This is a genomic window from Sporofaciens sp. JLR.KK001 (genome assembly GCF_036941055.1).
Classification (GTDB): Bacteria; Bacillota; Clostridia; order Lachnospirales; family Lachnospiraceae; genus Sporofaciens.
Genome location: NZ_JAYMNO010000002.1, coordinates 90,196 through 101,292 on the forward strand (window position 1 = coordinate 90,196; position 11,097 = coordinate 101,292).

Below are 11,097 nucleotides of genomic sequence, written 5' to 3' on the forward strand. Positions count from 1 at the left end.
GAGGACTTCATAATGAATCAACAAAAGAAAGTTGCCGTTTTTTTTGGCGGCTGCTCCACAGAATATGCAGTTTCGTTGCAGTCAGCATATGCGGTAATCAAGTGTATTGACACAAAGAAATATGTACCAATCTTAATAGGCATTGCCCCTCACTCTGGCAAATGGTACTGGTATCAAGGGGAACTGGAAAAGATAAAGGAGGATAATTGGCAGTCAGAAGAAAACTGTACGCCAGTATTTCCGTCTTTTGACAGAACAGTTCATGGGTTGTGTTACTTGGACAATCATCATTTAAAGATAATTTCATTCGATGCCGCATTGCCAGTTTTACATGGAAAGAACGGGGAAGATGGAACAATTCAAGGTGTTCTGGATTTGATGGGGATTCCTGTTATCGGATGTGGTTTATTATCTTCCGCTTTGTGTATGGATAAAGAACTGGCTCATCGTATCGTACAAATGAGCGGAATAAAAGCTGCACGATCTTTTATCGTTAAGACAAATTATTCAGAGGAAATGGTTCAGAAAAAAGCCCTGGAGCTTGGCTATCCTTTATTCGTAAAGCCTGTACGGTCTGGTTCATCGTTTGGGATTTCAAAAGTCTTACATGAACAGGATTTGATTTTAGCAATTGAAAGTGCCTCCCTACATGATTCTACCGTTATTCTGGAAGAGATGGTTGATGGTTTTGAGGTTGGATGTGCAGTTTTGGGGAACAAGGATTCCAATTTGATTGTGGGTGAGGTTGATGAGATTGAATTGTCGGATGGATTTTTTGATTACACAGAGAAATATACATTGAAAACTTCCAGTATTCATGTACCTGCACGTATTTCTCTACAAAAGGCAAAAGAAATCAAAGAAACAGCTCTTGAAATTTATAAAGCATTAAATTGCTGCTGTTTTGCAAGGGTGGATATGTTTTTGACTCCCGCAGGGGAAATTTATTTTAATGAAGTAAACACAATCCCCGGCTTTACGGAGCATAGCCGTTATCCCAATATGTTAAAAGAAGCAGGTCTGCCATTTGATGAAGTAATCGAACGCTTGATTGAAATGGGGGTATCGAAGTGACACAGATTGAATTGACAAAAGACAACACATATCATGGGAACTTAATACTTGTAACGCCAGATTATCCGCTTATGAAGTTCCCGTGCATGGAAGATATGCAGCCAGCAATTAAGGAACAGCCAGAAATACAAATGAATGAGCAGGCGGCTAATTTATTACAGCTAATATTAGCAAAAATTCATTGCAAAAATGAAATTGTAGCTGTAAGCGGTTTCCGCACACAGGAAGAACAGGAAAAAATATGGAATGATACGTTAGAGCTGAAAGCGGTCTTGATTTCACAAAAAAATATGTGGCAGCGCCCAGACATAGCGAGCATCAGACAGGACTTGCCATAGACCTTGCAGAGAACAAGGAACAGATTGACTTTATCTGCCCACATTTTCCATATACGGGGATTTGTGGGGAGTTCAGAGCAACCGCTCCCCGATTCGGTTTTGTTGAAAGGTATGTGTCTGGGAAAGAACAGATAACGGGTATTGAAGCAGAACCGTGGCATTTCCGCTATGTGGGTTATCCCCATTCTGGCATTATGGCAGAAAAGGATATGGCTTTAGAAGAATACATTTGCTTTTTAAAGGAAACTACCGATTTAAGACATCCTTATATTTATAACAGTTCTAAAGCGGACAAAATCGAAATTTCGTATGTTTTTTTAGATGGCGGTCACTCTGTAAAACTTGATGTATCGGAGATGTCGCCGTATATGATTTCGGGTACAAACGAGGGAGGGGCTATTTTAAGTAGATGGAGGGAATATTATGCGTCATAAAACATTTGCAGGAATAGATTATTTCCGCTTAATAGCTGCTTTCATGGTGATTGCAATTCATATATCGCCATTGTCAGTCTGGAGTGAGGGAATTGATTATTTAATTACCTATTGTATTGGCAGAATTGCTGTTCCATTTTTCTTTATGACGACAGGATATTTTGTATTAGCTCCCTATGTGCTTAGCAATTTTAAAAAGAAATATGCTCTCCGTAAATACCTTGTTAAAAATATAAGACTGTACCTTATTGTGACTGCTGTTTATATACCTATTTCAATATATTCTGGGAATATGCCAAAATCTATCATGGAGTTTATAAAGCAGCTTCTTTTTGACGGCACGTTCTATCATTTGTGGTATTTTCCCGCCGCAATTATTGGGTGTGTTCTTCTTGCGTATCTGACAAAAAATCAGTTCAGGCAGCAGTTTACTTTTCGCTCATTGCTTATGTGATAGGAGTATTTGGTGATTCCTATTATGGTCTTATAGAAAATGTGCCTTTACTACGCACGTTATATACTGGCATTTTCTATGTCAGCAGTTATACAAGAAACGGTATTTTCTTTGCGCCAATTTATATCCTGCTCGGTATGCTGCTGGCTGTTGACGAATTTCATTGTGGGGAACAGGTATGTAACCCTAAAGTAGGATAATACGTACTAAAAACCTTTTTCAATTGGTCATAACACCCTTTGAACCTTAAAAAAGTGCCGATTTTACGCCATTTTTGCTTGATTTTATTTGAGTGTGTATTATAATGATGATAGATATAAATATACACTCAAATAAAGGAGATTGTTATGCCAGCAAAACCATCAGGTACGATCAAAACATCACGTGTAAATGTTAAGCAGAAGAACGGTGATATCTACGTTATGGAGCGTCAGACCTTGTATGACCCGGTTAAAAAATATAACAAAGTTGTGAGCAGTAAGCTCATCGCTAAAATTCCGAAAGGTGAAAAAATTCAGGTGCCTACACGCCCAAAAAGACCTAATGGAAGCAAACTCCCAATAAAACCACAGAAAGTATCTGCTTCCAGAAAACGTGTTGGAATGATGGATATCATAGGACATATAGGATTTATTTCCGGTATTGATGCAGCTATATATGCATCCACAGATATCGGGACCGCCCAGAAGATCATTTCCCTCGCAAGATATCTTCTGGCAACAAATGGACAAACACTCCCGGGAATACAGACCTGGCAGTATACCCATCCGCTTCCCTATGTGAACGGCATATCAGAGGATGTATACCATGCCCTGTTCCATGACATCGGGTTGGATGAATCGCTGCAGCAAAATTTCTTTCACGAGCGCTGTGCATTGCTTGGGGACCATGGAGCGATTGCTTATGATTCCACCACCATATCGACTTACTCCGGACAGCAGCCGGAAGCACGGTACGGATACAACAAAGCAAAAGACGGACTGAAGACGGTCAAACTGCTTACGCTGTATTCTATTGAAAGCAGACAGCCGGTCGCATTTACCAAACAGCCGGGCAACCTGCCTGATGTGTCGTCAATCGAAAACGCATTAAAACAACTTTCTGTCCTTGGCGTGGATCATGCCGAGATCGTAACAGATAACGGTTACTACTCAGAGTCTAACCTTTCTGAGATGCTCCAAAAAGGATTCGGGTTTGTCACGCTGGCAAAAACAAACATCAAATGGATCCGGCCGGAAATAGAAGCACGTATAGAGGAACTTTCTTCTATATACAGTGTATGTCCGTTTGACCCCACAACCCATGGTGTTACAGTTATGTTAATGCATGATTTTGACAAGGTGCGCAAGTATGCCAGCCACAAAAGCGGCGCTGAAAAGGGCGCTGTTGAAAGATTCAAAAGACGGGTGTATCTTCACATTTATTTTAATGCTTCACGGCAGGCGGAAGACCGGATTGAATTTGAAACAGACCTTATGGAATTAAAGTCAATGATAGAAGACGGCATACCTGTAGATGAGCTTTCCAGGAGTGCGCAGGAGAAGGTAAAAAAGTATATGTCGATAAGCACCTGGGGAAAGAAGACAACCGTTCGTTTTAAGGACAAGGAATGTCAGGAGGCATACAAATATCATGGCTATTTCACCCTGGTCTCCAACCGGGAGAAAGACTGTTTTGAATGCTTAAGGATCTACCGGAAAAGGGAGACCATCGAAGCTTGTTTTGAAGCGGAAAAGCAACATGCGGATGGAAGCCGTATCCGTGTTTGGAGTCCAGATACTTTGCGGGGCAGAATGTTTGTACAATTCGTATCGCTGTGTTATTACGAGTATTTCAGTGATCAGCTACGTAAGATTAAGCCTACTCTGGGCAAACAGAATAAGGATGGTATCAGAACAAAAGAGACGGTTGACCTTGAAGAGAAACTGTTAAGATGGATGGAGAATACGCCGGTTTATCTTCAGCTGCAATGGTTTGACACTGTGGAAGAGGTAAAGGTATCGTCCGAACTGCGTAACAAACGATGGAACACGGAGATTACCGCGCGGGATGCTCTATATCTTGAGAAATTGGGGATGTCTACGCACTAAATTTTTTTAGTGTGTATTATACGACTTTTGGGATGTAAATGGGGACTTGCGTTAGCATCGTTACTTATGCTTTTAGAGGGATGGATTACTTATTCTTTCCATATCCAAAAGCATAATAGTATGTATTTCTTTTTGCTGCCAGTGATGTATTTTTTGTTTCAATTACTGCTTGAAATTTCTGGGAAAGCTCCCGCTTGGATACGGAATGGCTCAATGGTGCTGTATATTATTCATCCTGCGGTAATTGTTGCCCACCGGTTAATCGCTAAAGTGACAGGACTTACAAAAATACTTGTGGACAATTCCTTTTTCCAATATATTTCGGTCTGTCTATTGTCATTGGCAGCTATGTTTATTATTCAAATATTTTTTGAAAGGGGAGTTAGAAATGTATCAAAAAGGTAGGGCGTGGATTGAACTGGATATGGACAATCTGGCTTACAATATAAGGCAATTCAGAAAAATACTTTCTCCTAAGTGTGCGATTATGCCCGCCGTTAAAGCAAATGCCTATGGACATGGTGCTGTCCTTATTGCAAAAGCATTGCAGGATTTGGAAATTAAAGATTTTTGCGTGGCATCAGTAAATGAAGCGGCCCTGCTTAGAAAAGCAGGGATTTTAGGGCAGATTTTGATTTTGGGATATACCTCGCCAAATCAGTTTTCTGATTTGGTGAAGTACAAGCTTACACAAACCGTAGTTGATTACCCCTACGCAAAACTGCTGAATGACTTTGGACAAGCAGTCTTTGTCCACATAGGAATAGATACGGGTATGCATCGCTTAGGGGAAAGAAGCGAAAATATAAAGGAGATTTGTAAAATCTGGGAGTTTGAGAATCTGAAGATAACAGGTGTATATTCCCATTTGTGTATGTCAGATGGAGCTAGTGATGCGGAACGGGATATTACTCTGAAACAAATTGAGGAATTTAATATGGTAATAAACTCGCTGCATAGAAAAGGGATACATCATTTTAAAACGCACATACAAGGAAGTTATGGCGTACTGAATTATCCCGCTTTGAAATTTGACTATGCACGATTAGGAATCGCACTTTATGGTGTATTAAGCTCTCCGAAAGATAGAATTATTTCTAATACAAAATTGAAACCAGTTTTATCATTAAAAGCCAGAATTGCGTGTGTAAAGCGATTACATAAAGGCGAAGCGCTCGGTTATGGTCTGAATTATAAGGCTGGAAAAGAAATGCAGATTGCTACTGTTGCAGTCGGATATGCAGATGGGATTCCCCGCGAATTGTCAAATAAGGGATTTGCTCTGATAAACGGGCAGAAAGCAGCCATTGTCGGCCGTGTTTGTATGGATCAGTTAATGGTAGATGTGACAGATATTAAGGGCGTGTCTTGCGGGGATGAAGCCATATTTATTGGGAAAAGCGGACACAGTGAAATCATGGCTGCCGACCTTGCAGATAGTATAAACACTATATCAAATGAAATTTTAAGCCAATTAGGAAGTCGTTTAGGCAGAGTATCAATAAAAGAAAGTCAAGGGAAAGAGTTCGACGGATTATGATAAAGTTTGACAAACTATGGGAAACGGCTGATGCTGCCACTAGGCAAAGAAATGTGGCGAATTCCATGTAGGCAAAGAACGAATCCCCCGACTGTAATGGCGTACAGTCGAGGGATTCTTCTTTTCTTTTTATAGTGGTAAAGCCTCCACTAAAACCATGCAGTTGTTTGAGACAATTTCGGATGGGAAATATCTCATTCGTGGCTTTACAAATAAGGATATACGGATCATTCTGCACCCCAAAATCCATGCTGAGAAGAAGGTGCGTGGAAAAATGAGCCGCACACTGTCTAAACTCCGTGCACATGGCTTGATACGGAAGATCCCCCATTCCCGAAAGTATCTTGTGACAGATAAGGGACGCCGCATCATGGGAGCATTGTTTTCTGCACTTTTTCACACCTTCTTGACTGCCACAATAATTCTTTAAATCCATTGGCTGCTGGTTCCACAAGAAAGCGGAACAATCCCTTTTTATCTGAATTAACATAATAATTCTTAGGAACATTTATTACATTGCGGGCAGCCAAAAAGAAACGGAAAAGAGAATCCCTCAATTCCGTTTCTTTTCTTATTATTTATAAGCCTTTTTCTTTCTCATGACACTTCCAACGAAGACAGAAGCCATCAAAATCATTGTAACAAACAATACTATATTGGCCTCATCTCCGGTCTTTGGGGAAGTTACAGTTTGTCCATCGGCATTATTCGTACTGCCCTGATCCTTTGATGAATTGTTCTGATTACTTCCCTGATTCCCATTCCCCGGCTGATTATTGGAATCGTCTCCCTGGTTACCCTGGCCTCCCTGGTTATCCTGATTATCATCCTTGTCAGAAAAACTTGGTTTACCAGTTCCGGATGATGCTGTTCTATCGCTATATACTAACGCATATGGAGAGAACGAGTCTGTCTCGAATGAAATAACCCAATCCTTTACTTCTGATTTCAGTTCTTCCGCTTTTGATTCTGATTCATTACTGTTATTGTAATGAAGTATCTTATAGGTACGTCCGCTTTTGCGGAGAGCTTCCGGTATCTGGAAATTAATGGTAATCTTTTGATCTAATTTATTGATAGATATATTCTCTAATCCTGCTACCTTCTGCCCGTTTTGCAATACATCTGCCAGTATATTGATATCATAATACTGTCCAATAATTTCTTTACTTCCTAATTTAGCCTGAAATCCATCCTTTACTTCCTGCTGTACTGCCGAACTTTCCTGAACCGTAAGATTCAATTTAGAAGATACCTTATAGTTGTCTCCTAATTCAACAAATTTCTCGGAATTATTTTCTTTTACATATACGAGAGCATTATTCTCTATTACTGAACAAACTTCTTCCGATACAGTAATCTGGTCAGAACCAACATTAAATTCCGTCTTCTTATCTTCAAGGTTCAAAGCATAATCCGTGATATCTACTTTCCATGCTCCGTCTGTACCAGTAAATCCTGTTTCTGGATCAACAACCTCTATACTGCTAAGATAATATATGCTTTCTCCTGTCTTTGTTACACCAAGCGCATTGATTGTTATTTTTTTAGGATAATCCTTGATATCTTTTCCCGACTTCGCCCACAATTTTGCACTTTCCTGAATAGCATATTTAAGCGTATCTTTACTAAGTGTCAAAGTTCCTGCATCCATATCATATGTATAATAGTCTTCCCCTACCGAAAAATTATGGCACCGTTCACCATCAACCTCCAGATATTTCCATGCAAAGAATTCTATTGAACCGATTGATTGCAAAGCATAATAATCTGTTCCATTCGCAAACGTAAATGTAATATCCTGAGTTCCATCAAATTTTTCCGTCTTTTGATTTGCTTTCCACAGCCGACTAGTTTCATCAGCAAGAACCCGTATTACTATCTCATTCGATACAATCTCACTGTAATCTGACTTTAATGCAAATTTCACTTTTGCATTATAATCTCCCTTTTTCATAAAAGGATGATTCGCTATATCTGGATAATAAAAATCAAAAACAGAAGATACAATAACCTTATCCTTTAAAGTTGGGAATAACATTCTCGTGCCATTATTAATAGCAATACTTATACTTATTTCATCTTCCGTATAATCACCCAACTCAACAGGAAGCCTTAATTCCCCATTCTCCCATACAAAACTATTTCCTACTACTTGCGGAGGTTTTTTCGTACTATCTGTCTGACTCTCCTCTTCTGTTATTTCACTTTGCACAGCTTCCACTTCCTCATTTGGAATATCTTCTAACTCTTCTGCAAAAACAGTATGTGCAACAGTACCGACTAACGCACCAAGTAAAATCAATGTTTTAAAATATTTTCCTAATTTGCTCTTTCTTATCATCGTATTCCATTTTCCTTTCTTTTATAATTAGCTATACCAATTGAAACTGTACATAAAAATATCCATAAAATCAATTTATTATTATCACCTGTTTTAACACTAACAGCTTTTGTTGTTTGTTTAGTATATCGATCATTTGTATCTGTTTGCAATGAATTACCTGCGGACGTATCTATTGATACGTTAGTTGTAGAATCATTCGTACTATCTACAGGTTTATTTGACAAATTTCCTGTTGATGGTCGACTTGAACCGTTTCCTGGCTTATCTAATGGATAATCTTGTTTTTTAGCAACAATCACTCGACACTCGGCTACGAATCCACCATCTACAGTCATGCTCTGTATCGTCGTCTCTCCAGTTGCTATCGCCTTAATTACTCCTTCATCCGAAATAGACGCTATCGTTTCATCTTTGCTTATCCACTCTACTTCTTTATTCGTTGCATTTTCCGGCATCACACTTGCACTTAACTTATATTCGTTGCCAATATTAAGAGTCATTTCTGATTGATTTAGTGCTATACCATTTGTCGATACCCTCTTTTCCAAACTATCTTGCCAACTATCCAAACTTGGACTCACGACATCTCCAGTATCCATCACCGGATCATAAACTATATTATCTAAATATACAGCATCTGGAATGCTGCTATAATATTCTTTCCCATCACTTAACAAAATATTATGATACTCAGTACGACGAAGCAAACTAGCATCTGAATATTCTTCAACAGTATATTGCATCTCACCCGTATCATTTCCTAAAAAGCGGACTGTGTAATCATCTTCTGTAAGATAAAAATACTTTTCTGTTCCGTCAACATACATGTAAATGGAACTATAAGAAGAGTCAACAATATTATCTACTATTTCACCGCAAATATTTCCATCTGCGTCGTACACGTATACATCAACCGGGCAATGTACAGATATTTTCTTTGTATAATTAGTTGTCTGATTAGCAAATAAAGTAAATACATTATCGGAAAAAGTTCCACCCGTCCTTTTTTTCAGAACTTTACAAACTGTTTCTCCTACTATCATTTCGGCAACTTTATCAGCCTTTTTCCCCCAGACTTCTCCATATGCAGATTTAATATTATTCTCTGCAATCTTTTGAAGATGATTTACAAAAGTATTAATATCTGTATATGCTATTATGCCAGGAGCATATGATTTTTGCTTTCTTCCATCAATCATTATATAATAATTAAATGTACCAGAACCAGCGTATGGCGCAGTTCCTTTAAATGCATTATACCCCAGATCCAATGAATAATATATTGTATACTTTTTTCTATCCTTTCCTATTGCTGTAATCTGAGTAGTAGCCTTTGTATTACCTACTTTAGTTAACACATTTTCATTAACTCCCATCTTCTTAAGCATAGAACTTATAATGTCATCGTCTGTCAACCCTGTTTTCTTTCTTATCGTATTGATAACTCCATTATCATCGTTATGTACTAAACTTGTTGAAGCAACAATATCTGCCACCCACAAGGTAACACATTTTTTAATATTGTTCACCTCAGTTTTTGTAAAATATTCCATTAAACGAGTATCATCAAAAGCAATATTAAGTCCATCTAAACATTCTACTGCTTTAGAAATCTCCTCAGTTGAATTACGTTCTGCTTTTTTTGCTTCTTGTTGTTCTCTTTGTAAATCAATATTTCCTACTGGTATATGTAGTGTATCAAAATATCTTTCTTCATCGGCAATCACACCTGTTTCCATTGTCAATGATTGAGTAACAGATTCCGGCTTATAATCATCTTCAACATATATGTCAAACGAATATTCTTTTGTCTCACCCCATTTTAAAATTTCATTTATTTGTATCTCTATGGACGATTTATTAGGAGAAAGCACCCCTCCCTTTTCAAAATATAGACCATGGCCATACGCTTTCAAATACATATTTCCCAATGATAATGATATTAGATTCTTATCACTCACCTTATTTAAATCTGAAATTGAATAAGGTTCCCTAACAGCCAAACTATAACTTACCTTTCCTTTGAATTGCTTTGTATCTATCTTTCCATCTGAATAGATTAAATTATTTATATCTGATGATAATTCCCTTTTAAGATATACAACTTCTAATATATTATTCATTGATACAATTTCATTTTCTCTCAACAATGCAATTATAACTTTACTTTCGTAATTAATTAATATCTCAGTTGCAATACCTATATCAAAATCACTGCCAACCGGATAATCTTTATCGTCGATTTTTACCGTAAAATTATTTAAATTGACAGATTGTAACGTTCCTATAATAGTTTCAGTAAAATAAGTTTTTTCAAATCCCCTTTTTTCCATCTCACTTATTTCAGGAACCAAGTTTGTTTCCTCTTCGACTACATTATCATTATTAACCATCAAATTATTGTCACTTTCATCTGATAATAAAACTTTTCCTGTATTGTCTTCCTCTATGTATTCATCCTCCAATTCATTTTTCGATAAATCTTTTGCCCATATAGATATACAATTTGATAATATCAAAGTTACTATAAGTAAAATCGTAATCCATTTTCTTTTCATTTTTAGCATTTTCTCCCTTATTTATTCCCAAATAATCAACAAAAATATCATTATTCTATAAAATTCTTCATTATGACATCAACTGAAAGATAGCAAAATGGAGATTTTTAAATTGCTTATAATTTCCCCCTATTTTTTATATTGCCATCAAAGCTAGCACAACTAATATCATTGTCATCATAATAAAAAGTACTACATTCGTCATATCTACGGTCTTTGGAGAAATTACAGTTTGTCCATCGGCATCATTTTGACTGCCCCG

Annotated in this window: 8 protein-coding genes; 6 read left to right on the forward strand and 2 right to left on the reverse strand. The window is 37.6% G+C overall.

Going from position 1 to position 11,097, the window contains the following annotated elements; genetic code table 11:
* Nucleotides 1-12: 12 nt before the first annotated feature.
* The 6 genes from vanG (at nt 13) to vanT (ending at nt 5,930) form a co-directional block, all read left to right on the forward strand.
* Entirely contained in the window at nt 13-1,074 is a 1,062-nt protein-coding gene (gene vanG / locus VSQ62_RS25650) for a D-alanine--D-serine ligase VanG (RefSeq protein ID WP_334637897.1), read from the forward strand.
* Complete coding sequence (locus tag VSQ62_RS25655) at nt 1,071-1,412, forward strand: M15 family metallopeptidase domain-containing protein (RefSeq protein WP_334637898.1); 342 nt, start codon at nt 1,071-1,073, stop codon at nt 1,410-1,412. Before vanG ends, VSQ62_RS25655 begins: the two co-directional genes overlap by 4 nt.
* Nucleotides 1,367-1,846, forward strand: coding sequence for a D-alanyl-D-alanine carboxypeptidase family protein (locus VSQ62_RS25660; RefSeq protein WP_334637899.1), 480 nt, complete (start codon nt 1,367-1,369; stop codon nt 1,844-1,846). Before VSQ62_RS25655 ends, VSQ62_RS25660 begins: the two co-directional genes overlap by 46 nt.
* The gene (locus VSQ62_RS25665; RefSeq protein ID WP_334637900.1) at nt 1,836-2,300 is read left to right on the forward strand and encodes an acyltransferase family protein; all 465 of its coding nucleotides are present in this window, start codon (nt 1,836-1,838) and stop codon (nt 2,298-2,300) included. Before VSQ62_RS25660 ends, VSQ62_RS25665 begins: the two co-directional genes overlap by 11 nt.
* 347 nt (nt 2,301-2,647) lie before the next feature.
* On the forward strand, nt 2,648-4,390 hold the full coding sequence (locus VSQ62_RS25670; RefSeq protein WP_334635766.1) for an IS1634 family transposase: 1,743 nt from the start codon (nt 2,648-2,650) through the stop codon (nt 4,388-4,390).
* A gap of 388 nt (nt 4,391-4,778) precedes the next feature.
* Nucleotides 4,779-5,930: a serine racemase VanT catalytic subunit gene (gene vanT / locus VSQ62_RS25675; RefSeq protein ID WP_334637901.1), complete on the forward strand. Its 1,152-nt coding sequence runs from the start codon at nt 4,779-4,781 to the stop codon at nt 5,928-5,930.
* Between the two features lie 574 nt (nt 5,931-6,504).
* Here vanT and VSQ62_RS25680 read toward each other — a convergent pair.
* Together VSQ62_RS25680 and VSQ62_RS25685 are read right to left on the reverse strand one after the other, a co-directional pair.
* On the reverse strand, nt 6,505-8,274 hold the full coding sequence (locus tag VSQ62_RS25680) for a sortase B protein-sorting domain-containing protein (RefSeq protein ID WP_334637902.1): 1,770 nt from the start codon (nt 8,272-8,274) through the stop codon (nt 6,505-6,507).
* The gene (locus tag VSQ62_RS25685) at nt 8,271-10,835 is read right to left on the reverse strand and encodes an Ig-like domain-containing protein (protein ID WP_334637903.1); all 2,565 of its coding nucleotides are present in this window, start codon (nt 10,833-10,835) and stop codon (nt 8,271-8,273) included. Before VSQ62_RS25685 ends, VSQ62_RS25680 begins: the two co-directional genes overlap by 4 nt.
* Nucleotides 10,836-11,097 lie beyond the last annotated feature (262 nt).

Bases quoted from the DNA above. Each gene is read 5' to 3' on its own strand.
- vanG (WP_334637897.1), top strand. From the start codon at position 13: ATGAATCAACAAAAGAAAGTTGCCGTTTTTTTTGGCGGCTGCTCCACA.
- VSQ62_RS25665 (WP_334637900.1), top strand. From the start codon at position 1,836: ATGCGTCATAAAACATTTGCAGGAATAGATTATTTCCGCTTAATAGCT.
- VSQ62_RS25670 (WP_334635766.1), top strand. From the start codon at position 2,648: ATGCCAGCAAAACCATCAGGTACGATCAAAACATCACGTGTAAATGTT.
- vanT (WP_334637901.1), top strand. From the start codon at position 4,779: ATGTATCAAAAAGGTAGGGCGTGGATTGAACTGGATATGGACAATCTG.
- VSQ62_RS25680 (WP_334637902.1), bottom strand. From the start codon at position 8,274: ATGATAAGAAAGAGCAAATTAGGAAAATATTTTAAAACATTGATTTTA.
- VSQ62_RS25685 (WP_334637903.1), bottom strand. From the start codon at position 10,835: ATGAAAAGAAAATGGATTACGATTTTACTTATAGTAACTTTGATATTA.